22 protein-coding genes and 2 pseudogenes are annotated in these 24566 nt (G+C 68.0%); 16 read left to right on the forward strand and 8 right to left on the reverse strand.

Annotation, left to right across the window (positions count from 1 at the left end; translation table 11 throughout):
* The first annotated feature begins 1 nt into the window (after position 1).
* Together AC5WJ1_RS16260 and AC5WJ1_RS16265 are read left to right on the forward strand one after the other, a co-directional pair.
* On the forward strand, positions 2-658 hold the full coding sequence (locus AC5WJ1_RS16260; protein WP_135706109.1) for an exonuclease: 657 nt from the start codon (positions 2-4) through the stop codon (positions 656-658).
* Between the two features lie 206 nt (positions 659-864).
* Positions 865-1098, forward strand: a complete 234-nt coding sequence (locus AC5WJ1_RS16265; protein ID WP_133097778.1) for a hypothetical protein — start codon at positions 865-867, stop codon at positions 1096-1098.
* A gap of 82 nt (positions 1099-1180) precedes the next feature.
* On the opposite strand, the gene arsC is transcribed toward AC5WJ1_RS16265, so the two are convergent.
* The 4 genes and pseudogenes from arsC to AC5WJ1_RS16285 all read right to left on the reverse strand — a co-directional run bounded on the left by arsC (position 1181) and on the right by AC5WJ1_RS16285 (position 4530).
* Entirely contained in the window at positions 1181-1540 is a 360-nt protein-coding gene (arsC, locus tag AC5WJ1_RS16270) for an arsenate reductase (glutaredoxin) (protein WP_133097779.1), read from the reverse strand.
* 154 nt (positions 1541-1694) lie between these two features.
* Positions 1695-1781, reverse strand: a pseudogene (locus AC5WJ1_RS16275) (GNAT family N-acetyltransferase); the annotation flags it as partial.
* Positions 1782-1942: 161 nt separating this feature from the next.
* Complete coding sequence (locus tag AC5WJ1_RS16280) at positions 1943-3211, reverse strand: M20/M25/M40 family metallo-hydrolase (protein ID WP_135706110.1); 1269 nt, start codon at positions 3209-3211, stop codon at positions 1943-1945.
* A gap of 53 nt (positions 3212-3264) precedes the next feature.
* Positions 3265-4530, reverse strand: a complete 1266-nt coding sequence (locus AC5WJ1_RS16285; protein ID WP_133097781.1) for an allantoate amidohydrolase — start codon at positions 4528-4530, stop codon at positions 3265-3267.
* A 394-nt stretch (positions 4531-4924) separates the two neighbouring features.
* On the opposite strand from AC5WJ1_RS16285, the gene AC5WJ1_RS16290 reads away from it, so the two are divergent.
* The 5 genes from AC5WJ1_RS16290 to AC5WJ1_RS16310 all read left to right on the forward strand — a co-directional run bounded on the left by AC5WJ1_RS16290 (position 4925) and on the right by AC5WJ1_RS16310 (position 10214).
* Complete coding sequence (locus AC5WJ1_RS16290) at positions 4925-6331, forward strand: C4-dicarboxylate transporter DctA (RefSeq protein ID WP_133097782.1); 1407 nt, start codon at positions 4925-4927, stop codon at positions 6329-6331.
* Positions 6332-6378: 47 nt separating this feature from the next.
* Positions 6379-7071, forward strand: coding sequence for a GntR family transcriptional regulator (locus AC5WJ1_RS16295; RefSeq protein ID WP_133097783.1), 693 nt, complete (start codon positions 6379-6381; stop codon positions 7069-7071).
* A 602-nt stretch (positions 7072-7673) separates the two neighbouring features.
* Positions 7674-8477, forward strand: coding sequence for an SDR family oxidoreductase (locus AC5WJ1_RS16300; RefSeq protein WP_195427164.1), 804 nt, complete (start codon positions 7674-7676; stop codon positions 8475-8477).
* A gap of 53 nt (positions 8478-8530) precedes the next feature.
* The gene (locus tag AC5WJ1_RS16305; RefSeq protein ID WP_135706112.1) at positions 8531-9316 is read left to right on the forward strand and encodes an enoyl-CoA hydratase-related protein; all 786 of its coding nucleotides are present in this window, start codon (positions 8531-8533) and stop codon (positions 9314-9316) included.
* A gap of 64 nt (positions 9317-9380) precedes the next feature.
* Positions 9381-10214: a crotonase/enoyl-CoA hydratase family protein gene (locus AC5WJ1_RS16310; RefSeq protein WP_195427165.1), complete on the forward strand. Its 834-nt coding sequence runs from the start codon at positions 9381-9383 to the stop codon at positions 10212-10214.
* A 10-nt stretch (positions 10215-10224) separates the two neighbouring features.
* On the opposite strand, the gene AC5WJ1_RS16315 is transcribed toward AC5WJ1_RS16310, so the two are convergent.
* The 3 genes from AC5WJ1_RS16315 to AC5WJ1_RS16325 all read right to left on the reverse strand — a co-directional run bounded on the left by AC5WJ1_RS16315 (position 10225) and on the right by AC5WJ1_RS16325 (position 12543).
* Positions 10225-10593, reverse strand: a complete 369-nt coding sequence (locus tag AC5WJ1_RS16315; RefSeq protein ID WP_195427166.1) for a DUF2784 domain-containing protein — start codon at positions 10591-10593, stop codon at positions 10225-10227.
* A 15-nt stretch (positions 10594-10608) separates the two neighbouring features.
* Positions 10609-11529: a LysR family transcriptional regulator gene (locus AC5WJ1_RS16320; protein ID WP_133097788.1), complete on the reverse strand. Its 921-nt coding sequence runs from the start codon at positions 11527-11529 to the stop codon at positions 10609-10611.
* Between the two features lie 63 nt (positions 11530-11592).
* Complete coding sequence (locus AC5WJ1_RS16325; RefSeq protein WP_133097789.1) at positions 11593-12543, reverse strand: LysR family transcriptional regulator; 951 nt, start codon at positions 12541-12543, stop codon at positions 11593-11595.
* 373 nt (positions 12544-12916) lie between these two features.
* On the opposite strand from AC5WJ1_RS16325, the gene AC5WJ1_RS16330 reads away from it, so the two are divergent.
* Both AC5WJ1_RS16330 and AC5WJ1_RS16335 read left to right on the forward strand, forming a co-directional pair.
* Positions 12917-14230 carry an MFS transporter gene (locus AC5WJ1_RS16330; protein WP_195427167.1) on the forward strand — a complete coding sequence of 438 codons (1314 nt, stop codon included), beginning with the start codon at positions 12917-12919 and terminating at the stop codon, positions 14228-14230.
* Positions 14231-14273: 43 nt separating this feature from the next.
* The gene (locus AC5WJ1_RS16335) at positions 14274-15488 is read left to right on the forward strand and encodes a M20 aminoacylase family protein (RefSeq protein WP_195427168.1); all 1215 of its coding nucleotides are present in this window, start codon (positions 14274-14276) and stop codon (positions 15486-15488) included.
* Here the strand turns inward: AC5WJ1_RS16335 and AC5WJ1_RS16340 are convergent, their stop codons facing one another.
* Entirely contained in the window at positions 15489-16214 is a 726-nt protein-coding gene (locus AC5WJ1_RS16340; RefSeq protein WP_195427169.1) for a hypothetical protein, read from the reverse strand.
* A 294-nt stretch (positions 16215-16508) separates the two neighbouring features.
* Between AC5WJ1_RS16340 and gcl the strand changes: the two genes are divergently transcribed.
* From gcl to AC5WJ1_RS16375, 7 genes and pseudogenes are all read left to right on the forward strand, one after another.
* Complete coding sequence (gene gcl / locus AC5WJ1_RS16345) at positions 16509-18293, forward strand: glyoxylate carboligase (RefSeq protein ID WP_135706116.1); 1785 nt, start codon at positions 16509-16511, stop codon at positions 18291-18293.
* A gap of 127 nt (positions 18294-18420) precedes the next feature.
* Complete coding sequence (gene hyi / locus AC5WJ1_RS16350; RefSeq protein ID WP_133097794.1) at positions 18421-19203, forward strand: hydroxypyruvate isomerase; 783 nt, start codon at positions 18421-18423, stop codon at positions 19201-19203.
* A 70-nt stretch (positions 19204-19273) separates the two neighbouring features.
* Complete coding sequence (locus AC5WJ1_RS16355; protein WP_135706117.1) at positions 19274-20194, forward strand: 2-hydroxy-3-oxopropionate reductase; 921 nt, start codon at positions 19274-19276, stop codon at positions 20192-20194.
* A gap of 81 nt (positions 20195-20275) precedes the next feature.
* Positions 20276-21598 carry a glycerate kinase type-2 family protein gene (locus tag AC5WJ1_RS16360; RefSeq protein ID WP_195427170.1) on the forward strand — a complete coding sequence of 441 codons (1323 nt, stop codon included), beginning with the start codon at positions 20276-20278 and terminating at the stop codon, positions 21596-21598.
* A 74-nt stretch (positions 21599-21672) separates the two neighbouring features.
* Positions 21673-23136 carry a pyruvate kinase gene (gene pyk, locus AC5WJ1_RS16365; protein WP_133097797.1) on the forward strand — a complete coding sequence of 488 codons (1464 nt, stop codon included), beginning with the start codon at positions 21673-21675 and terminating at the stop codon, positions 23134-23136.
* A 266-nt stretch (positions 23137-23402) separates the two neighbouring features.
* Positions 23403-24272 carry a KPN_02809 family neutral zinc metallopeptidase gene (ypfJ, locus tag AC5WJ1_RS16370; RefSeq protein WP_195427171.1) on the forward strand — a complete coding sequence of 290 codons (870 nt, stop codon included), beginning with the start codon at positions 23403-23405 and terminating at the stop codon, positions 24270-24272.
* A gap of 21 nt (positions 24273-24293) precedes the next feature.
* Positions 24294-24497: pseudogene (locus AC5WJ1_RS16375) on the forward strand (efflux RND transporter permease subunit); the annotation flags it as partial.
* Positions 24498-24566: the final 69 nt, after the last annotated feature.

Consider the following 24566-nt stretch of genomic DNA (forward strand, 5'->3'; position numbering starts at 1 on the left):
CATGGCCAAGCGACAGCTGCCAGACACCCGGCCGGAAATCTACGTCAGCACCGACGTCGAGGCCGACGGCCCGATTCCGGGCCCGCATTCGATGCTGTCGTTCGCGTCCGCGGCCATGCTGGCGGACAAGTCCGTGATCGGCACGTTCTCGGCGAACCTGGAGACGCTCCCTGGCGCGGCCGGCCACCCCGTGCAGATGCAGTGGTGGCAAACCCAGCCTGAGGCCTGGAGCGCCTGCCGGCGCGACCTGCAGCGCCCGGAAGATGCGATGGTGCGCTATGTGGAGTGGGTCGAGAGCCTGCCGGGCAAGCCGGTCTTCGTGGCCTTCCCGGCCGGCTTCGATTTCACCTGGATGTTCTGGTACATGATGCGCTTTGCCGGGCGCTCGCCGTTCGGCTGGGCCGCGCTGGACATCAAGACCCTGGGCTTTGCGCTGACCGGGCGGCCTTATCGCAAGACCGTGAAAGCGGCGTTCCCGGCGGAATGGATGGATCCGCTGCCCCACACCCACGTGGCGCTGGACGATGCGCTGGAACAAGGCGCGCTGTTCTGCAACATGCTGGCAACGCTGCGCGAACGGGAAGCGGCACTGGCAAGCCTGGCGCCGGCTGTGGACAACGAGGCAAGCGAGTCCTCACAAGCTGATCCAGAGCCCTGATCCGCTGCTGCAGGGCAGCATGAACCGCGGCACGCCCCTTGCAGGCCGAAGGCTCGCATCCGTCGCCAACCGCCTATAGTAGAAGTGGATGTGGCGCACCGGGCGAAACGAGCCAACTGACTATTCGGCGCACTTGCGCAACCCGCCATCATCCGCCTGACCGATGTGCCCGGAGCCGCGCGGCGCCTGCCGAGGAGGTGTCGATCATGCGTTTTCCTACCGACCTGCACTTGAGAGACCTGGCCGGCCGGATTCACTGGCCGCATGGATCGCACGCGAAGGGCGTAACGCCCATCACCCATCACCACACCTCGGATGAAGACGCCGAAGTCGCCAAGGCCACCCTGTACGTCAGTACGGTGACACTGGTGGTACTGCTGGTCGTGCTCGCGGCCATTGCTTTCGGTCAGGAGGCCATGCACTGGCTGGGTGTTCATTAAGACGACCCGCCTGAAGCTGTTTGTCTCGCAGACCGGCCGGCCCCCACCCTTCGTGGGGGCCGGTTTTATTCCGGCGTCCGCCTCAGGCCAGCAGCGGCGCCACGTTCTCGGGCGGGCGGCCGATCGCGGCGCGGCGGTTGCGAACGACCACCGGGCGCTGCAGCAGGATCGGGTTATCGGCCACGGCGGCCAGCAGCTCGGCATCGGTCAGGCCCGGGTCGGCCAGGCCCAGCTCCGCGTACGGCGCCTCGTTGTCGCGGATCATCTCGCGCACCGGCACGCCCAGCATGGTGTTGAGCTGGCGCAGCGTCGCCACCGATGGCGGGTTCTTCAGGTACTCGACGATTTCCACCGGCTCGCCCAGGCGCCCGGCGGCTTCCTCGACCATGGCAAGCGTCTCGCGCGACTTGGAGCAGCGGGGGTTGTGGTAGATCGTGATCATGGCAGGTGGTCCTTTCTTGTTGATGTGCGCCCCGCCTCGGGGCGGTGGCACTAATGCGGTGCAAATCCAACGGCACTATATACAACACATCGGGCCGCGCGCAGGTGCAACGGAACAAGTGCCCGGCACACATCCGCGTTGCCCTAAGTCCATCCATCTGGCGCCACGGGCCGGTTTCGCATCGCGCCACCAGCTCGGCGAGCAGCGCCTGTCCCAGGGCCTCGCCAACACAGCGGTGGTCGCATGGGCAGTGGATCGATACGGTATTGATGCAGCGGGTGTTAGGGACGGGGGCGAATACGCTGCCGGAGTAGGCGCAAGCGCTTATAAAAAAAACGCCACGGCCGAAGCCGTGGCGTTTCTGTCGCCGATCTGTCACCGGCGCGGAGATGCCTTCCCCGCTTACTTCATCAGATCCGACAACGCCAGCGCCACCACCTTGGTCGCGCGGTTCAGGTCGTTCAGGCGCAGGTTCTCGTCCGAGTTATGGCCGCGCGCTTCCATCAGGGTACGCGGGCCGGCACCGTACAGCACGGTCGGGATGCCGCGCTTGGTGTAGTGGCGGGCGTCGGTGTAGAGCGGCACGCCCTGCACCGGGATTTCCACGCCGAACACCGACTCGGCACGGCTCTTCAGCGCGCCGATCAGCTTTTCCACGCCCGGCAGTTCCGACAGCGGCTCGGCCAGGATGATGCGCTCGACCTTCACTTCGATGCCCGGGCGGTCCCTGGCGGCCTTCTCGACCACGGCACGGATCTCGCCTTCGGCGTCGAAGCCGATTTCCTCCGGGATCATGCGGCGGTCGACGCGGAAGGTCACCAGGTCCGGCACCACGTTGGTGTTGATGCCGCCCTTGATCAGGCCGACGTTCAGCGTGGCGGTGTCGATGCCAGGCACCTTCGACTTGCGCGTGGCCAGTTCGGCGCGCAGGCCGTAGATGGCCTGCAGGATATGGGTGGCGGCCTCGATTGCGTCGACGCCGGTGTGCGGCATGGCGGCGTGGCCCTGCTTGCCCTTGACCGTCACTTCGACGTGCAGGCAGCCGTTGTGCGACGAGGTGATGCCGTACGAGAAACCGGCAGAGATGGCGTAGTCGGCCTTGCTCAGGTTGTTGTCGAGCAGGAACTTGGGACCGATATCGCCGCCGGTTTCCTCGTCATAGGTGAACTGCAGCTCGACCGCGCCGTTGATCTTGGCGCCCTGCTTCTCGGCCTCCATCAGCGCCAGCACGGCGTAGGTGTAGGTGGCGAAGTCAGACTTGGACACGGCCACGCCGCGGCCGTACATGACCGGGCCGTGCTCGCTGTCGGCAATCTCGCCGCCGTACGGGTCCTTGGTCCAGCCCAGGCCTGGAGGCACCACGTCGCCGTGGGCGTTCATGGCGATGACCGGGCCGCCCGTGCCGAACTGCTTGCGCACGATCAGGTTGGTGGCGCTGATCATGCCGGCGGCCTTCACCTGCGCGTCAGGCACCTTGTGCGCCTCCACCGTGAAGCCCAGGCCCTCCAGCAGTTCCTTGGCGCGCTTGCCGTGGGCATCGCAATCGCCGGCCGGGTTGTCCGAAGGCACCTTGACCAGCTCGGCCAGGAAGGCTTCCTGCTGCGGGCGGTGCTGGTCGATGAACTGCGTCAGCGTGGTTTCGATGGGATTCATACTGTCTCGTGCGGTCATGACTTGTTCTCGTAGCTTCTCAGGAGGGTTCGGGTGGGTTTCCGGGCGCTGGCTTACTGCTGCAGCCGGAAATGCTCGACGAAATCGCTGAACACGCGCGCGGACAGTGCTGCATCCTCGGCGGTCATGGTTTCGGTGGGATGGTGGCTGATGCCGCCGTTGCCGCAGCGCACGAACAGCATGGCGACATCGGCGATGGCGGCGATGGCCATGGAGTCATGGCCGGCACCGGACGGCAGATGGCGCACCGGCACGCCCTGGCGGGCGATGGCGGCGGCCCATTGCTCTTGCAGCCACGGGGCGCACGGCACGCTGTTCGCCTCGTGGGTCTTGCGCACCTGCGCGCGTACATTGCGGCGCGCGCACACGCGCTCGATCTCGGCCAGCACGTCGTTGACGGCGGCCTCGCGCTCGGCGTCGATGCCCGAGCGAATGTCGATGGAGAACACCGCATGGCCCGGCACCACGTTGGTGGCGCCATTGGGCACGTTGAACTGGCCGACGGTGCCGACCAGGCCCGGCTTGCCGCCGCAGCGCTTCTCGATGAACAGGCCGATTTCGGCACCGGCCATGGCGGCATCGCGGCGCATGTCCATCGGCACCGTGCCGGCGTGGCCGGCCAGGCCTTCCAGCTCGACGATAAAGCGCGTGGCGCCGGAGATCGCGGTGACCACGCCGACCGGCAGGCCCTCGTTCAGCAGCACCGGACCCTGCTCGATATGCACCTCGATGAAGGCGGCGACCTTGCTGCGGTCATGCTTTGCGGCAGGCAGGCCGGCCGCGTCGAAGCCAGCCTCGCGCATCACTTCGCGCATGGTCTTGCCGCTGTCGTCGACGTTGTCCAGCACCTTGGTGTCGAAGGTGCCGGCGATGGCGCGGCTGCCCAGCAGCGTGGCCTTGAAGCGCACGCCCTCTTCCTCGGCAAAGCCAACCACCTCGAGCGCGAACGGGAAGCGCTTGCCCTGGCGGTTCCACTCGGCCACGCAGGCGATCGGCAGGATCACGCCGAGGTTGCCGTCATAGCGGCCGGCGTCGCGCACGGTGTCGAAGTGGGAGCCGGTCAGCAGCGCCGGCGCGCCGGGCGTGGTGCCCTCGTAGCGGCCGATCACGTTGCCGGCGGCATCGCGCCGCACCGTCATGCCGGCCTGCTGCATCCATTCGGTCAGCTGGGCGGCGGCGCCGTGGTGGGCCTCGGTCAGGTAGGTGCGGGTGAGCATGCCGGGTTGCTCGGTGTGAACGGCCAGTGCATCGGCCCAGGCCATGATGCGCGTGCCTACCTCTGCGGCTGCCGGCGTGGCCGACGACGGATTTGCTGCCATGCGTGTCTCCTGCTGGAAGTGCTTGAAAGCCGCGGCGGCGTGGCTGGCGGGGCGCCAGTGCGGGCGGGACGCCCATGGCCGAAGCTCTATTCTGTGCGATTCATGGTAGCACAGTGAATTCAAAAATTGCATACAAAAATGATATGCACTATATTCGGTTCCACGTTCAGACAATCCGCTGCGGACAATCCGGTCCGGACAACGGATTGCGTGGATTCCGCCCCAACAGGGGGGCTGTCCGCGCGGTGGCGCGCTCCAGACCCGGAGCCCTGCCCGAGACGTAAGGCCGGCAGCCCACCCAGCCGTCAGAGCAGCACGGGGCCGCCGGTGATTCCTGGATCGAAATGGGCCAGCCAGCGCACATGCGCAGGACCGGCCCGGCACGGAGACAACCATGCAGCACGCAGTTCCCTCGCAGCACCGCCCGGGCACCCCACGCCTGCACACCCGCTTTACCCGCTCGCTGTTCGGCCAGGTGCTGATCGCCCTGGTGATTGGCACGGCACTCGGCCTCGCCTTTCCCGAATTCGCCGCCAAGCTCAAGCCGCTCGGCGATGCCTTTATCAAGCTGATCAAGATGCTGATCGGCCCGATCGTGTTCTGCGTGGTGGTGGCCGGCATCTGCGGCGCCGGCGAGCTGAAGAAGGTTGGACGCGTCGGCATCAAGGCAGTGGTGTATTTCGAGATCGTCACCACCATCGCGCTGGCGCTGGGCATCCTGCTGGCATATGTGTTCCAGCCCGGCGTCGGCATGAACGTGGATCCGCGCTCGCTCGACGCGTCGGCCATTGCCGGCTTTATCGACAATGCCACCAAGGTCAAGGACCAGGGCACGGTCGACTTCCTGCTCAAGCTGATTCCCAATACCGTGTTCGGCGCCTTTGCCAACGGCGACGTGCTGCAGGTGCTGCTGGTGTCGATCCTGTTCGGCTGCGCGCTGTCGCTGGTGGGCGAGCCGGGCCGGCCGCTGGTCAAGCTGATCGATACCTTCTCGCACACGCTGTTCAAGATGATGGGCTTCATCATCAAGCTGGCGCCGCTGGGCGTGCTGGGCGCGGTGGCCTTCACCGTGGGCAAGTACGGCATCGGCTCGCTCAAGCAGCTGGGCTTCCTGGTGTTCCTGTTCTACGGTGCGGTGATCGTGTTCGTGCTGGTGGTGCTGGGCACCATCATGCGCGTGTGCGGCTTCTCGGTGATCAAGCTGATCCGCTACCTGCGTGCCGAGCTGCTGGTGGTGCTGGGCACGGCCTCGTCCGACAGCGTGCTGCCGCAGGTGATGAAGAAGCTGGAGTTCATGGGCATCAAGAAGTCGGTGGTGGGCCTGGTGATCCCGACCGGCTATTCGTTCAACCTGGATGCGTTCTCGATCTACCTGACGCTGGCCGCGGTGTTCATCGCCCAGGCCACCAACACGCCGCTGGCAATGGGCGACCTGCTCGGTATCCTGGCGGTGGCGCTGGTCACCTCCAAGGGCGCGCACGGCATTCCAGGCTCGGCCATCGTGATCCTGGCGGCGACGCTGTCGGCGCATCCGGCAATCCCGGCGATCGGCCTGGTGCTGGTGCTGTCGGTGGACTGGTTCATCGGCATCGCGCGCGCGCTCGGCAACCTGATCGGCAACTGCGTCGCAACCGTGGTGGTGGCCGCATGGGAGAAGGATATCGACCGCGAACGGGCGCGTGGCGTGCTCAACGGCACGATCGAAGCGACCGACCTGGACGCCGGCCTCGCCGCCATGACGGATGACAACGCCGTGGCCGGTTCGCCCGCCGCCGTGCCGGGGAGTGTCGCGGGGCGCTAGAATCACGGCATTTCCCCAACGCGCAGCCCCTGCGCAAGTGCGCTGCCATGCCCGAGCATATCGATCCCGACATGACCGCTGAAGCGATCGCCGACGACATCGTCGCGGCGATCGTCTCGCACCGCCTGCCGCCTGGCACCAAGCTGCGCGAGGAGGCGCTGGCCAGCGTCTACCGCGTCAGCCGCACCAAGGTGCGCGCGGCGCTGCTGATGCTGAGCAAGGACAAGGTCATCCAGATCGTGCCGGACAAGGGGGCGTTCGTGGCCAAGCCCAGCGCGGCAGAAGCGCGCGAGGTCTTCGCCGTGCGGCGCATCCTGGAAGCGGCGCTGGCGCGCGAGTTCGTCGCCAGGGCAACCGCGGCCGACTACAAGCGCATCGACAAGCACCTCGCCGCCGAGCGCAAGTCGCTGGGCGGCAACGACGCGCAGGTGCGCACCCGGCTGCTCGGCGATTTCCATATCGTGCTGGCCGAGGTGGTCGGCAATGGCGTGCTGACCGAGATGATGCGCGAGCTGTCCGCGCGCAGCGCGGTCATCACCATGCTGTACCAGTCCCGCCGCGACGCGGCGTGCTCGTCGGACGAGCATCGCGAATTCATCGAGGCGGCGCGCGCGGGCGATGTCGAGCGCGCCGTCACGCTGATGGTGGACCACCTCAGCCATGTCGAAAGCGCGCTGCATTTCGAGGAAACCGCGCCGGTGGCACGAGGCAAGGACCTGGTCGCGGCGCTGCTGGCGTAGGAGAGGGACTGGCCGTTGACCCGCGCTTGACGTGAGTCAAAGCGGCCTGGGCCGCGCCCGGGCACACTTGTCCTCGCCATGAAGACGCGGGGGCGCACTTCATGAGCACTCTGCCTTTCGCGCATCATCGCCGGAAGGCCGCCCGCACGCTGCAACGGTGTGCGGGCTTTCTTTTTTCTGAGGGCTGGCTTTTGCCGCGCCGAGCATCGTTAGCCGGCGGGTCCTCGCGAGCAATGCCGCAGCGCGGCAATTTCCCTTTCCGGCCAATCACTTGCGCATGTGCCGGCCGCCGCAAGGCCGTGCGGGCTGGCGCACATTGCCGGGCCGGCCACTTTCCGTCGCCGGCGCAAAGCGGCCATAACCGAATGCGTGCTTCGGGTTAGGATCGCGAGGGCCCAACACAGAGGCCTGCGCCGCGGCATCGCCGCGGACGCGCATCAGAACAACCGTCATGGAGACCCGTCATGCGTGATCGCACCGTGCCCGCGCGGCCGTCCGGCCTGCGTTCGCACCCTCTCCCGGTTTTCGTTTCCTGAGCGCCCCGCCTCTGGCGGGCGCGGTCATCCCTCGCATTGCCTGACCATCGATCAAGAGGACTACCCATGCCCAGTGCCTTTCGCGCAGACGCCTTCTCCGGCAAGACCGTATTCATCGCCGGCGCCTCTTCCGGCATCAACCTCGGCATCGCGCACGGCTTCGCCCGCGCCGGCGCGAAGCTGGCGCTGATCAGCCGCACCGAAGACCGCATCCAGGCCGCGGCCGATGGCATCGCCGCCGCGGGCAGCACCGCGATCGGCATGGCGGCCGACGTGCGCGACTACGCGGCGGTGGAAGCGGCACTGGCGCGCACGCGCCAGGAACTCGGCCCGATCGACGTGGTGATCTCCGGCGCCGCCGGCAATTTCCTCGCGCCGGTGGTCGGCATGTCGGCCAATGCGTTCAAGACCGTGGTCGACATCGACCTGCTCGGCACCTTCAATGTGTTCCGCGCCAGCTTCGACCACCTGAGCAAGCCCGGCGCATCGCTGATCGCCATCACGGCGCCGCAAGGCGTCAACGCCATGATGTTCCAGGCTCATGCCTGCGCGGCGAAGGCCGGGATCAATATGCTGATCAAGTGCCTGGCAATGGAATGGGGGCCGGCCGGCGTGCGCGTCAACGGCATCTCGCCGGGCCCGATCGCCGATACCGAAGGCATGGCGCGGCTGGCGCCGACGCCCGAGGTGGAGGCGCGCTACAAGGCCCGCCTGGCGCTGCGCGACTACGGCACCAAGGACGATATCGCCGGCGCCGCCATGTACCTGAGCAGCGACAACGCGCACTTCGTCACCGGCACCATCCTTGACTGCGACGGCGGCAGCAAGCTGGGCGACGCGTCGGCCGATGCGCTCAAGCCCATGCGCTGACGCGCGACCCGGAGAACACAAGAGCAACCACAACGATACATGGAGATCCAACGATGACAGCATCCGTGCTTTACCAAACCGACGCAGGCGTGGCGACGCTGACCCTGAACCGCCCCGACGTGCTCAACGCGATGAACGCCGAGCTGATGCGCGAGCTGCGCGAAGGCGTGGAACGCGCCGCGGCCGATGCCGAAGTGCGCGCCGTGCTGATCACCGGCGCCGGCCGCGGCTTCTGCGCCGGCGCCGACCTGGCCGCGCGCCAGGCCGGCGGCAATGGCCTGCAGGATTCCGGCCAGATGCTGCGCGAGCGCTATCACCCGATCATCCTGGCGCTGCGCCAGATGCCCAAGCCGGTCATTACCGCGGTCAACGGCGTGGCCGCCGGCGCGGGCATGAGCCTGGCGCTGGCCGGCGACGTGGTGCTGGCGGGCCGCTCGGCCAGCTTCCTGCAGGCGTTCTCCAAGATCGGCCTGATTCCCGATGCCGGCAGCACCTACTTCCTGCCGCGCTATGCCGGCGAGATGCGCGCCCGCGCGCTGGCCATCCTGGCCGAGAAGATCGACGCCGAGGAAGCGCAACGCATCGGCCTGGTGTGGAAGGTCCATGACGATGCCGCGCTGCAGGACGAAGCCGGCAAGCTCGCGCGCCACCTGGCCAGCATGCCGACGCTGGCCTACGGCATGATCAAGGAAGCCCTGAACCAGAGCTTCGGCAATGACCTGGCCGCGCAGCTGGAAGTCGAGGCCACGCTGCAGTCGCGTGCCAGCCGCAGCGAAGACTGCAAGGAAGGCGTCGCCGCCTTTGTCGAGAAGCGCAAGCCGCAGTTCAAGGGGCGCTGAGCAGCGTTCTCGCCGCCTGCAGCACAACCGGCACACCCGGCACATCAACTCAAGGAGCCCGCGCATGAGCGCCAGCAGCAATGAACGGATCATCGTCACCATCGAAGGCGGCGTCGCCGACGTCCGCCTGAACCGTCCCGACAAGATGAACGCGCTCGACCAGCAGATGTTCGATGCGCTGATCGAGACCGGCGAGCAGCTGGCGCGCACACAGGACTTGCGCGCCGTGGTGCTGTCGGGCGAAGGCCGCGCGTTCTGTGCGGGCCTGGACATGGGCCGCATGGCCGGCATGCTGTCCGGCGATGGCGGCAGCGAAAGCGACAGCATCGGCGGCGGGCGGCTCGGCAAGCGCACCAACGGCATTTCCAATCGCCCGCAATATGCCTGCATGGTGTGGCGCGAGCTGCCGGTGCCGGTGTTCGCGGCGGTGCACGGCGTGGCGTTCGGCGGCGGCCTGCAGGTGGCGCTGGGTGCCGATGTGCGCTACGTCGCGCCCGACACGAAGTTGTCGGTGATGGAGATGAAGTGGGGCCTCGTGCCCGACATGGCCGGCATGGTGCTGACGCGCGGTCTGGTTCGGCCCGACGTGCTGCGCGAGCTGGTCTACAGCGCGCGCGTGCTCAATGGCATCGAAGCGTGCGAGCTGGGGTTCGCCACCTACGTTGCCGACGACCCGCGCGCCGCGGCGCTGGAAGCGGCGCGCCAGGTGGCGCAGAAGAACCCGGATGCGATCCGCGCGGCCAAGCGGCTGATGGCGGTGGTCGAGCGCGGCGACAATGCCGCTATCCTGCAGGCCGAGTCGGACGAGCAGGACCGGCTGGTCGGCTCGCCCAACCAGCGTGAGGCGGTGCTGGCCAACATGGAGAAACGCGTGCCGCGGTTTGACCCGGCGCGTTGAAGCCTGTAGCTCAGTGGTGGCGCCGGCGGCGCCACCAAACCGCGTAGACCGCCACGTTGACGACCAACACCACCAATCCCAGCCACAGCTGCACGGCGGGCGTCAGGCCCGGCGGATAGATCAGCGGCAACAGGTAGCGCTCGATAAATCCGCCGCTGTAGCCCGCCTCCCCCGCGGCACTGCGCAGCGCATTCTCCAGCGGCGTCAGCGGGCAGATCCACCCGGACCACTCGATCAGCACGCCCCACGCCGCGGCGGGCAGGTGGACCCACGCCAGCCGCGGCCAGCGCAGCACCAGCAGGCCGCCAGCCACCACGAACACGATAAACAGCCCGTGCACGATGACGACGAGATCCGCCAGCCAGGCTGATATTGGCATCTCGTCCCGTTGCGCTCAGTCGCCGTTGCCGCCGGCCATCCAGTAACCGGGGCGCGCGAACTGGGCTTTCAGGTGCTCGATAAAGAAACGGATCTTGGCCGGCACCGGGCGCTGCTGCGGGTACACCGCGAGGATGTCGTAGTCGGGCAGCGCGTATTCGTCGAGCACGGTGATCAGCTCGCCGCTCTCTAGCTGCGGCAGGATCTCCCAGGTCGAGCGCCAGCCCAGCCCGAGCCCTTCGCCGGTCCAGCGGTGCAGCAGCTCGCCGTCGTTGCAGTCGAGGTTGCCGTTGACGCGCACCGTCACGGTCTTGCCGTTCTGGCTGAAGTACCAGCCGCGCTGCTGGCCGCCCTGCAGGTTGAACGCCAGGCAGTTGTGGTGCTCGAGGTCGTCCAGCGTCTGCGGCACGCCGTACTTGGCAAAGTACGCCGGCGTGCCGCATACCACGCGCTTGTTCTGCGCCAGCTTGATCGCGACGAAGTTGGGGTCGATCGCGCCGCCGATGCGGATACCGACGTCATAGCCCTCGCGCACCAGGTCGACCACGCGGTCGGTCAGGTTGAACGAGATCTGCACTTCCGGGTTGGCGGCCAGGAAGGCCGGCGCGTGCGGCGCCACGTGCTTGCGGCCGAACGCGGCCGGCGCCGACACGATCAGGTGGCCGGTGGCCTTGTGCTTGCCTTCGGCGATCAGCATCTCGGCGCGGTCCAGGTCGGCGAGCGCCTTCTTGCATTGCTCCATGAACACCGCCCCCTGCTCGGTCACGGCGATGCGGCGCGTGGAGCGGTGCAGCAGCTTGACGCCGATACGCGCCTCCAGCGCGTTGATGCGCCGGCCGATCATCACCGGCGTGACGTTCTGCGTCAGCGCCGCGGCGGCCATGCTGCCGTGCTCCACCACGGCGATAAAGGCTTCGATTTGCTTGAGTTTGTCCATCGGATATCAGTCTCCCGGGCGCCATTGTGCGGCATCGGCGCCGCCGTGGCATCCCGGCGGCGCTTATGAAGCGGATCGGGCCCGGCGCATGGCGGGCGGCGCATCGCGGCGCTCGCGGGCACAATGCCGCACTTCGCGGCTGAATTCCGCGCAGGCGTGCGTCATCAGGTCGACCGAGCGATAGACCAGGAAAACGCGGAAATCCGGCAGCTCGTCCTGGATCGGCAGCGGCACCAGCTGGTCGCGGGCCAGCTGCAGCGGGCCGCCGGTGCCGTGGAAGACAAAGTCCGACCACATGCTGACCAGGTCGGTGCGCGTGGCCAGCTGCAGGCCGAGCAGGTTCGATGCGCTCTGCACCACCCGGCGCGGCATTTCCATCCGGTGCAGCCGCATCAGGCTGGCGAGCGGGCTGCCGGCATCGTCGACCGGGTCGAGCACCAGCCAGTCGGCGTCCAGCAGTGGCCGCAGCCGGCGCGTGCGGCGCAGCGGGTGCCCGGCGCGCACCGCCAGCTTCATGCCGACCGAGAACAGCGGCTCCCATTGCAGCGAGGCCGAGCCGGGGCCGCTGTTGGTGGAGATCAGGCCCAGGTCGAGCCGCCCTTCGCGCAGGCCTTCCTGGATCTGCTGCGGGCGCAGCTCGAAGCCGCGCAGCGCCACGTTGGGAAAGCGCTGCCGGAACGCCGCGATGGCCGCGGGCAGCGGGCCGCTCGACGCCACCGCGGTAAAGCCGATGTTCAGCTCCGCCTCGGCATGGCCGCGGATCGATTCGATGTCTTCCAGCGCATGCCGCAGCTCCTGCTCGACCACGCTGGCGCGCTTGACCAGCGCCAGCCCGTAGGCGGTCAGGCTGACGCCGCGCACCGAGCGCGACAGCAGCGTCACGCCGAGCTCGCGTTCCAGCTCGGCGATGGCCTTGGACAGCGCCGGCTGCGAGATATGCAGCGCGCGCGCCGCTTCATGGATGCTGCCGTGCTCTGCCACGGCCAGCAGGACCCGCAGTTGGTGCAGCTTCATCGATTTCGTTTCCTGTTCCAGGGTGCCGTGCATTGCCGTGCGCCATGCCCCGGCGCGGGGCAACACGCCCCATCCGCGGGCGCGGCGCCGATGCGCGTCGCGGGCAGCACTTCCGTCCCTTCGCCGCATCGGCCAAGGCTTTGCCGGCGCCCTTCAGTAGTTTTCCCGATATCGGGACGACACCGGTTATGACGGTGATTCGATCTGGTTATCAGGATGAAAATATATGATTTTTTGTCCCGGGCCGTTTGCCTGAATACTCAGCGCCACAGGTTGCCAACCTGACTGCCGCGCGAGCCGCTCCTGCTCACCGGGCCCTGACAACACCGGTCCGCCGTGCGTGCAGCCCCCCACCAGTTCGTGGAGAACTTGCATGAACGACGCCACCCTCGCGACGCCTGCCAGCGTCGCGGCCGCCCCCGCCGCCACCGTCAGCACGCCTCGCAACCAGAGCCAGTTCCGCCTGATCGCGGCGTGCTCGCTGGGCAACGCGCTGGAGATGTTCGATTTCACCGTCTACAGCTTCTTCTCGCTGCTGATCGGCAAGCTGTTCTTCCCCTCCGACAGTCCTTACGGCTCGCTGCTGCTGGCGGTCGCCACCTTCGGCATCGGCTTCGTGATGCGCCCGCTCGGTGGCGTGTTGATCGGCAGCTACGCCGACCGGCGCGGCCGCAAGGCTGCGATGACGCTGACCATCGGCCTGATGGTGCTGGGCACGCTGTGCATCGCGCTGGCGCCGCCGTATGCGTCGGCCGGCATCGCCGGCTCGCTGATGATCGTGGCGGGCCGCCTGCTGCAGGGCTTTTCGCTCGGCGGCGAGATCGGTGCCTCGACCGCGATGCTGATGGAGGCAGGCGGGGTCAAGGGCCGCGGCTGGCGCGTCAGCTGGCAGCTCGGCAGCCAGGGCATCTCGGCGCTGCTGGGCGCGCTGACCGGCGCCGCGCTGTACGCCGTGCTGCCGGCCGCGTCGCTGGAGAGCTGGGGCTGGCGCCTGCCCTTCCTGGTCGGCCTGCTGATCGCGCCGGTGGGGCTGTATATCCGCGCGCACCTCGACGAAACCCACCAGGCCGACGACCACGCGCCGAGCCCACTCGGCGAGCTGTTCCGCAACCACTGGGCCACCGTGCTCAAGGGCATCCTGGCGACCACGGCCGGCACCGCGACGATGTACCTGGTGGTGTTCTTCATGCCGACCTACATGATCCGCGTGCTGCATATGCCGGCGTCGCTCTCGTTTCTGTCGGGCTGTGTCACCGGGCTGACGCTGACGGTGGTGTCGCTGTTCGCCGGCCACCTCGCTGACCGCCTGGTCGCGCGCAAGCCGCTGGTGGTCGCATCGCTGGTGCTCAGCATGCTGGCGGTGTACCCGGCGTTCTGGCTGATCAATGCCTACCCGAGCGTGCCGCTGGTGCTGTGCGTGTCGGCGCTGCTGACGGCGCTGGTCAACCTCGGCACCACGCCGATGTTCCTGATGATGCTGGAGATGCTGCCCGCCGGCGTGCGCGCCAGCGGCCTGTCGGTGATCTACAGCGTGGGCGTGACGGTGTTCGGCGGCTCGTCGCAATTCATCGTCACGTGGATGCTGGCCCGCACCGGCAACCCGATGTCGCCGGCCCTCTACATGCTGGTCTGCGGCGTGATCACGCTGCTCGCCGTGCTGCGCATCCGCGGCATCCGCGCCCACTGATCCGCGCCCACTGAACCCTGACCATTTTCCGGAGACCGAACCCATGACCCGCACACCGACGCTCCAGCCGTTCCAGTACCTGCCGCACCTGCTGCCGGCGCTCGGCATCGACGCCGAAACCTTCGTCGGCATCCGCCGCCAGATCCACGCGCAGCCCGAACTGGGCTTCGAGGTGGGGGCGACCAGCAAGCTGGTGGCGACGCTGCTGGCCGAATGGGGCTACGAGGTCCACACCGGCATCGGCAAGAGCGGCGTGGTCGGGCAGTTCAAGCGCGGCAGCGGCGCGCGCCGCCTCGGCATCCGCGCCGACATGGACGCGCTGCCGATCACCGAGGCCACCGGCCTGCCCTACGCCAGCCGCGTGCCCGGCAAGATGCACGCGTGCGGCCACGACGGCCATACCGCAATTTTGCTGGCGGCGGCCAGGGCGATTGCCGACCAGCCCGAATTCGACGGCACGCTCAACCTGATCTTCCAGCCCGACGAAGAAAACCTGTGCGGCGCGCGCGCGATGATCGAGGACGGGCTGTTCGAGCGCTTTCCGTGCGATGCGATCTTCGCGCTGCACAACATGCCGGGCGTGCCGGCGGGATCGTTCCGCGTGCTGCCGGGGCCGGTGAGCCTGTCGTCGGACGTGGCCGACGTGACCGTGCGCGGCGTGGGCGGCCACGGCGCGATGCCGCACCGCGCGCGCGACCCGATCGCGGCGGCGGCGGCCATCGTCACCGCGCTGCAGACCGTGGTGGCGCGCAATGTCGCACCTGACGATACCGCCGTGGTATCAGTCGGCTTCATTCGCGGCGGCGCCACGCACAACGTGATTCCGGAAGCCGTGACGCTGGGGCTCAACGTGCGCGCCGCGCGGCCCGAGACCCGTGCGCTGGTCGAGCAGCGCATCCGCGAGATCGTCGCGCTGACGGCACAGGCACATGGCGTGGAGGCGGAGATCGACTACCGCCAGCTGACGCCGCCGATGGTCAACGCCGAAGCCGAAACGCTGCTGGCGCAGCGCGTCTGCACCGAGCTGGTCGGCGCGGACAACGTGGTCACGCAGGCGCTAAAGGGACTCAACGGCAGCGAGGACTTTGCGTGGATGCTCAACGCAGTGCCGGGGTGCTACCTGATCCTCGGCAACGGCGAAGGCGAATTCGGCGGCTGCATGGTGCACAACCCCGGCTACGACTTCAACGACGCGGTGCTGCCGCTGGGCGCGGCGGCCTGGGTGCGGCTGGTGCAGACCTATCTCGCCGCGGCCTGATCACGCTTCGCGTGCAGCGGCGGCGCGTTGCGCGCGCCGCGCATCCAGTTCGGCGTTCATCCGCGCGGCTTCGCCCAGCACGTAGGCCAGCCGCCGCAACGGCCGGCTGCACTGCACATGCAGGTACAGGTAGCTGGCGCCGCCGGCGACCAGCATTACGCCATAGCCCCACAGCAGCGTCGGCACCGCCTGCTCCGGACGCGGCAAGGCGCGCCACGCGCCGGCCAGCACCACCGCGGCGGGCGCCAGAGCCAGCAGCAGGCCCACGGTACGTGCAGCCCCCTCCCATAGCCGCAGCTGCAAGGCCACGCGCCTTTGGCGCGCTTCCAGCTGCGCCGGCGGGATGCGCGCCAGCTGCCGCAGCAGCGCGTCCTCGGCCGCGCGCTGGCGGTCCATTTCCCGGGCTTGCCAGCGCAGCGGGTTGCGCAGCCTGGCCAGCACCGGGCGGGTGCGCGCCAGCCCGGCGCCCACATAGCAGGCGGCCGCCGCGGCCAGAAACGCCTCGAAGGCGCGCAGCGACCACGGTGGTACCGGGTGCTTCAGCCACAGCCGCCACGCGGCCAGCGCACCGCCGCCGAGCAGGGTCGCCACCAGCGCGACGATAAAGCCGATCCACAGCAAGCGGGCCAGCCCGCCAGCCGGCGCGCGCTCCGATGGCGGCGCGGGCGCGCTGGAGGCGTCAAGCGCTTCAAGCAGTTCGTAGGTCGGCGGCAGCCTGGAATACATGATCGGCACGGGCAACGGGATGCCGCCATTTTCGCCGCATGGGCACGTGCCGGATAGACACCGCGCCGGGTGGCCCCGGGGCGTACCCACCGCTGCGCAGCGTGGCCGCTTCATCACACCGCATATCCAATTGCATACGCCGGCGTGCTGTCGGCGACCGTCTCATCAGGCTTCCAAGGCCATATTCCATACCCGAAGTATCGAATCAACTGATCGTCCTTCTGTTTATCCCGCCCCGGTTGGGGGAATAGGATCGACTCCAATGCGAATCCCACCACCATTGGAGACAAGATCATGGCAAAGATGAGAGCAATCGACGCGGCCATCGCGGTTCTGGAGAAGGAAGGCGTGACCACGGCGTTCGGCGTGCCGGGCGCGGCGATCAACCCGTTCTACTCGGCAATGCGCAAGTCGGGCAACATCAGCCACGTTCTGGCCCGCCACGTCGAAGGCGCCTCGCACATGGCCGAGGGCTACACCCGTGCCGAACCCGGCAATATCGGCGTCTGCGTCGGCACCTCGGGCCCCGCCGGCACCGACATGATCACCGGCCTGTACTCGGCCTGGGCGGACTCGATCCCCATCCTCTGCATCACCGGCCAGGCCCCGCGCGCGCGCCTGTACAAGGAGGACTTCCAGGCCGTCGACATCGAGTCGATCGCCAAGCCCGTGACCAAGTGGGCCGTGACCGTGCGCGAGCCGGCACTGGTGCCGCAAGTGTTCCAGCAAGCGTTTCACATCATGCGCTCGGGCCGCCCGGGTCCGGTGCTGATCGACCTGCCGTTCGACGTGCAGGTCGCCGAGATCGAATTCGATCCCGACACCTACCAGTCGCTGCAGCCATACAAGCCGGCCGCCTCGCGCGCCCAGATCGAAAAGGCCATCTCCATGCTGAACGCGGCCGAGCGCCCGCTGATCGTCTGCGGCGGCGGCGTGATCAACGCTGACGCTTCGGATCTGCTGGTCGAGTTCGCCGAACTGGTCAACGTGCCGGTGGTGCCGACGCTGATGGGCTGGGGCGTGCTGGCCGACGACCACCCGCTGCAAGCCGGCATGGTCGGCCTGCAGACCTCGCACCGCTACGGCAATGCGACGCTGCTGGCCTCGGACTTCGTGATGGGCATCGGCAACCGCTGGGCCAACCGCCACACCGGCAGCGTCGACGTCTACACCAAGGGCCGCAAGTTCGTGCACGTCGATATCGAGCCCACCCAGATCGGCCGCGTGTTTGGCCCCGACCTGGGCATCGTCTCCGACGCCAAGGCCGCGCTGGAGCTGTTCGTCGAAGTCGCGCGCGAAATGAAGATGGCCGGCCGCCTGCCGTGCCGCAAGTCGTGGGTCGCCGACGTGCAGAAGCGTCGCCGCACCATGCAGCGCAAGAGCGACTTCGACAACGTGCCGGTCAAGCCGCAGCGCGTGTACCGCGAGATGAACCAGTACTTCCCGCGCGACGTGCGCTATGTCAGCACCATCGGCCTGTCGCAGATCGCCGCCGCGCAGTTCCTGTCGGTGAACCAGCCGCGCCACTGGATCAACTGCGGCCAGGCCGGCCCGCTGGGCTGGACCATCCCGGCCGCGATCGGCGTGAAGACCGCTTCGCCGAACTCGGACGTGGTGGCGATCTCGGGCGACTACGACTTCCAGTTCATGATCGAGGAACTGGCCGTGGCCGCGCAGTTCAAGGTGCCGTACATCCACGTGGTGGTGAACAACTCCTATCTCGGCCTGATCCGCCAGGCGCAGCGCAACTTCGAGATGGACTACTGCGTGCAGCTGGCCTTCGACAACGTCAACTCGCCCGAGCTGAACGGCTACGGCGTGGACCACGTCAAGGTGGTGGAAGGCCTGGGCTGCAAGGCGATCCGCGTGTTCAAGCCGGAAGACATCGCCCCCGCCTTTGCCGAAGCGCGCGACCTGATGGCCGAGTTCTCGGTGCCGGTGGTGGTCGAGGTGATCCTGGAGCGTGTGACCAACATCGCGATGGGCACCGAGATCGACAACATCAACGAGTTCGAGCCGATCGAAGACATCGAGGATGCGGACGAGGCCATCCTGAACGAAGAAGTAGAAACGGCGTAAGGCTCCACAGCCCCTTGCAGTCCGACACGTCATTCCCGCGGAGGCGGGAATCCAGTGTCTTTGAAAGTCACTGGGTTCCCGCCTCCGCGGGAACGACGAACAAAAACCAAGTCACAGGAGATGACAAATGACCAAACTTGCGGCCAACCTCACCATGCTGTTCAACGAAGTGGGCTTTCTCGACCGCTTCGAAGCCGCCGCGCGCGCGGGCTTCCGCGGCGTGGAGTTCCTCTTCCCGTATGCGTTCCACGCGGACCAGATCGCTGACCGCCTGAACCGCTTCCAGCTGGACCTGGTGCTGCACAACCTGCCCGCCGGCAAGTGGGACGCGGGCGAGCGCGGCATTGCGTGCCACCCGGACCGTGCCGGCGAATTCCAGGACGGCGTGGGCGAGGCCATCAAGTACGCCAAGGTGCTGGGCGTGCGCCAGCTGAACTGCCTGGTCGGCATCCTGCCGCAGAACGTCAAGCGCGAACAGGCCCAGGAAACGCTGGTGGAAAACCTGCGCTTCGCCGCCGGCGCGCTGGCCGCCGAGCATATCGACCTGCTGGTCGAGCCGATCAACACCTTCGACATTCCCGGCTTTTTCCTGTCGCGCACCCAGCAGGCAGTCGACCTGATCAACCAGGTCAACGCGCCCAACCTGTACGTGCAGTACGACATCTATCACATGCAGCGGATGGAGGGCGAGATCGCCAACACCATCAAGGCCAACCTGCCGAAGATCAGGCACGTGCAGCTGGCCGACAACCCGGGCCGCAACGAGCCGGGCACGGGCGAGCTGAACTACCAGTATTTGTTCAAGTTCCTGGACGAGATCGGCTACACCGGCTGGATCGGCTGCGAATACAAGCCGAAGACCACCACCGAAGCCGGCCTGGGCTGGCGCGCCGCGCACGGCGTGCAGTAAGCCCCCGCGGTAACCCGCTACCACCTACTCGAACCAAGACAGACTTACTCTCAAGCAAGGAGACATCAATATGGCAAACCAACGCAACGTCGGCTTCATCGGCCTGGGCATCATGGGCGCACCGATGGCGGGCCACCTGCGCGCCGCCGGCCACACGCTGTTTGTGCATGACGTCAACCCGGCCCCGCAAGCGCTGGTCGATGCAGGCGTGACCGTCTGCACCAGCGCCGAGGAAGTCGCCAAGCGCGCCGACATCATCGTCATCATGGTGCCGGACACGCCGCACGTCGAGGCCGTGCTGTTTGCCGACAAGGGCGTTGCCGCCGCGCTGAAGGCCGCCGGCAAGGAAGCCAGCTACGGCAAGATCGTGGTCGACATGAGCTCGATCTCGCCGATCGCCACCAAGGACTTCGCCGCGCGCATCAACAAGCTGGGCGCTTCGTACCTGGACGCCCCGGTGTCGGGCGGTGAAGTCGGCGCCAAGGCCGCATCGCTGACGATCATGGTCGGCGGCCCGCAGGAGGCCTTCGACCAGGTCAAGCCGCTGTTCGAGCTGATGGGCAAGAACATCACGCTGGTGGGCGGCAACGGCGACGGCCAGACCACCAAGGTGGCCAACCAGATCATCGTCGCACTGAACATCCAGGCTGTGTCCGAAGCGCTGCTGTTCGCCTCCAAGGCGGGCGCCGATCCGGCCAAGGTGCGCGAGGCGCTGATGGGCGGCTTCGCGGCCTCCCGCATCCTGGAAGTGCATGGCGATCGCATGGTCAAGCGCACCTTCGATCCGGGCTTCCGCATCGAACTGCACCAGAAGGACCTGAACCTGGCGCTGCAGGGTGCCAAGGCGCTGGGCGTGGCACTGCCCAACACCGCCACCGCGCAGGAGCTGTTCAACACCTGCTCGGCCAACGGCCTTGGCAAGCAGGACCACTCGGCCCTGTGCCGCGCGATCGAGATCATGTCTAACCACCAGATCGCCAACGCCAAGTAAGCAGCAACCCCGTCGTCCCCGCCCCGCGGGGACGACTAGCTTTCGCAGTCAGCCAGTACCTCGTCAGCACCAGGATTCTTCATGCTCGCCACCGAACCCCAAGCCGCGCTGCTGTCGCCCCAGCGCACGGCAGCCCATCCCGGACAGATCAATCCGCGCGCGCTGCTGCGCGACCTGTTCGATACCGCGGTCGCTTCCGTCAGCGCCAGCCACTGCCTGCCGCCGCACCTGCCCGCGCCGCCCAAGGGCCGCACCGTGGTGATCGGCGCCGGCAAGGCCGCCGCCGCGATGGCGCAAGCGGTGGAAGCGAACTGGCAAGGCGAGCTGTCGGGGCTGGTGGTGACGCGCTACGGCCATGGTGCCGATTGCAAGCGGATCGAAGTGATCGAAGCCGCCCACCCTGTTCCCGACGAAGCCGGCGCACGCGCCGCGCAGCGCATGGTGGAACTGGTGCAGGGCCTGACCGCCGACGACCTGGTGCTGTGCCTGATTTCCGGCGGCGGCTCCGCGCTGCTGGCCGCGCCCGCGCCGGGCCTGACGCTGGCCGACAAGCAAGCCGTGAACAAGGCGCTGCTCAAGAGCGGCGCGAGCATCGGCGAGATGAACTGCGTGCGCAAGCACCTGTCCGCGCTCAAGGGCGGACGCCTGGCGCTGCACTGCGCGCCGGCGCGCGTGGAGACGCTGCTGATTTCCGATATTCCCGGCGATGACCCGACCCTCATCGCCAGCGGGCCGACGCTGCCCGATGCGACTACCTGCGCCGACGCGCTGGCCGTGATCGCCAAGTACGGCATCGACGTGCCCGCCAATGTGCGCGCGCACCTGGAGAGCGGCGCGGGTGAAACGCCCAAGCCCGGCGACGCGCGCTTCAACGGCCACCGCAGCGTGACGCTGGCGACCGCGCAACAATCGCTGGAAGCCGCCGCGGCGCGCGCGCGCGAACTGGGCTTCGAGGCCCACATCCTGTCCGACTGCATCGAGGGCGAAGCGCGCGAAGTGGCCGAAGTCCACGCCGCCATCGCGCGCCAGGTCGCCCAGCGCGGCCAGCCCTTCAGCAAGCCGTGCGTGCTGCTGTCCGGTGGCGAGACCACCGTGACCGTGCGCGGCAAGGGCCGCGGCGGGCGCAATGCGGAGTTCCTGCTGTCGCTGGCGGTGGCGCTCGACGGCCTGCCCGGCGTGCATGCGATTGCCGGCGATACCGATGGCATCGACGGCTCGGAAGACAACGCCGGCGCGCTGCTGTCGCCCGACACGCTGACCCGCGCCGCCGGGCGTGGCCTGAATGCGCGCACGCATCTGGAGAACAACGACGGCTACGGCTTCTTCGCCGGCGTGGACGACCTGATCGTCACCGGCCCGACCCGTACCAACGTGAACGACTTCCGCGCGATCCTGATCGTCTGACGATCGCCGCCAACGTAGTACCGACTGACTCGCGGCGCCGAAGCGCCGCAACCGAGAATGGAAGAGGAGACATCATGAGACGCCAGCGCAAAGCGAAGATCGTGGCCACGCTCGGCCCCGCCAGCACCGACATCGCGGCGATCCGCGCGCTGTTCGAGGCCGGCGCGGACGTGTTCCGCCTGAACTTCAGCCACGGCACGCACGACGACCACCGCGCGCGCTACGACGCGGTGCGCCAGATCGAGGCCGAGACCGGCCGTCCCATCGCCGTGCTGGCTGACCTGCAGGGTCCCAAGCTGCGCATCGGCACCTTCGCCGCGGGCAAGGTCGCGGTGCGCACCGGCGACGTGTTCGTGCTCGACAGCGACCCAACCCCGGGCGACGGCACCCGCGTCTACCTGCCGCACCCCGAGCTGTTCGAAGCCGCGCAGCCGGGCCAGTCGCTGCTGATCGACGACGGCAAGGTGCGCCTGGCGATCGAGTCGGTCACCACTGGCACCATCACCACGCGCGTGGCCAACAACGGCACGCTGTCCGACCGCAAGGGCGTGAACGTGCCCGACGCGGTGATCCCCATCCCCGCGCTGACGGCGAAGGACCGCAAGGACCTGGACTTCGCGCTGTCGCTGGGCGCGGACTGGATCGGGCTGTCGTTCGTGCAGCGTCCGTCGGATATCGTCGAGGCGCGCGAGATCGTCGGCACCCGTGCCGGCATCCTGTCCAAGATCGAGAAGCCGGCCGCGCTGCAGCAGCTGGAAGAGATCGTGCGCGTGTCCGACTCGGTGATGGTGGCGCGCGGCGACCTGGGCGTTGAGCTGCCGCCCGAGCGCGTGCCCGGCGTGCAGAAGCGCATCCTGCGCGTGTGCCGCCAGCTGGGCAAGCCGGTGGTGATCGCCACGCAGATGCTGGAATCGATGATCGACTCGCCGGTACCGACGCGCGCCGAAGCGTCGGACGTGGCCAGCGCGATCTACGAAGGCGCCGATGCGGTAATGCTGTCGGCCGAGTCAGCCAACGGCCGCTACCCGGTGCAGGCGGTGTCGATGATGAACCGCATCGTCACCGAGGTCGAGCGCGACCCGCTGTACCGCAACCTGCTCGACGCGCAGCACGAGACCCCGCTGAACACGCGCCAGGACGCGATCTGCGCCGCGCTGCGCGAGGTCACGCAGATCATCGGCGCGGCGGCCACGGTGACCTATACATCGTCGGGCGCCACCGCGCTGCGCGCCGCGCGCGAGCGGCCGTGCGCGCCGATCGTCAGCATCACGCCCAACCTGGACATCGCGCGCCGGCTGGCGATCGCGTGGGGCATCCACTCCACCGTGAGCCCGGACGTGCAGAGCGTCGACGAGATGGTCGAGGCCGCGACGCGCGCGGCGCTGGTGGAAGGCTACGCCGCGCCGGGCGACCAGATCACCATCGCGGCCGGCATGCCGTTCGGCCAGGGCGGGACGACCAACCTGCTGCGCGTGGCGGAAGTCGGCGCCAGCGCAGTGGCCACGGCCTCGTCCACGCGGGAAGCCGCATTGGCCTAGCCGACGCACCAGCGTCCCGTCGCGGGACGCTCAGGCAGTGACCGGACCGGGCGCAAGCCCGGTTTCTTATGTTTGCCGCACACCGCCCGCGTTGCCCGTCTCCAGGGCGATCGGGTGGTGTTTTTTTTGGGGCGCAGAAAGGCAAAAGAGGCGTACAAAAAGGGGGGCGGTTTTGGGCGCACGCGGGCCGCCCGAGCCCATTGCTATACTGACTTTCAACCCGGCAAATCCCGGATCTCCCTCACATTGCCCCAGGAGCCTGCAACATGCGCCTCGATGACGAAGCCGAAAGCCAGCACGTAGAAGACCGCCGCGGCGGATTCGGCGGGCTGGGCGGCAAGTCGATCGGCATTGGCACGGTCATCGTCGCGTTGGCCGCGTCGTATTTCTTCGGCATCGACCCGATGCTGATCATGCAGGGCGCATCGGTGCTGCAAGGCTCTGGCCAGCAGCAACATCAGCAGCAGGCCAACCGCCCGCCCGCCACCGACCAGATGACGGTGTTCACGCGCAAGGTGCTGGGCAATACCGAGCGCACCTGGCAACACATCTTCGAGACCGAGCTGAACCGCCGCTACGCACCGCCGACGCTGGTGCTGTTCTCCGGCGCCACGCCGACCGCGTGCGGCACGGGCCAGTCGGCGATGGGCCCCTTCTACTGCCCCGGCGACCAGAAGGTCTATATCGACCTGGCTTTCTATGACGAACTGCGCAAGCGCTTTGGCGCCAGCGGCGACTTTGCCCAGGCGTACGTGATCGCGCACGAGATCGGCCACCATGTGCAGAACCTGCTGGGCGTGTCCGAAAAGGTCGACGCCGCGCGCCGCCGCATGGGCGAGGCGCAGGCCAACCAGCTGTCGGTGCGCATGGAACTGCAGGCCGACTGCCTGGCCGGCGTGTGGGCCGCCACCGCGCAGCGCGCCAACCAGCAACTGCTGGAACCGGGCGATATCGAGGAAGGCCTGAAGGCCGCCGCCGCCATCGGCGATGACCGGCTGCAACGCCGGTCGCAAGGCTATGTCGTGCCGGAGGCCTTTACCCACGGCTCCAGCGAACAGCGCGTGCGCTGGCTGCGCCGCGGCATCGAGTCGGGCGACGTCCGCAAGTGCGACACCTTCGCCGCGCGCGAGCCCTGAAGCCTTAGCCCAAGGGCACCGCGGCGCGAAGGCGGCGTGACCAGCGTGGTGGAGGCCGCCGGGCGCGCGGCTCGCCAGCGCCTGCGCCCGGTGGTGATGACCTCGCTGGCGTTCGTGCTGGGTACGCTGGCGGTGCCGCTGCTGTACGCGGCGATCGCGCGCAGGCTGCCAAAGGCGCAGGCGGAGCGGCACGACGCCGCTGCCACGCAGCCGCCGGCGGCATGAGACGCGCGCAGGCTATCGCAGCCGTGGGCTTGCAATCAGCACAATCGGACAAAGAGAAGAAAGACGGGG

Source organism: Cupriavidus sp. MEYA8, assembly GCF_059278825.1.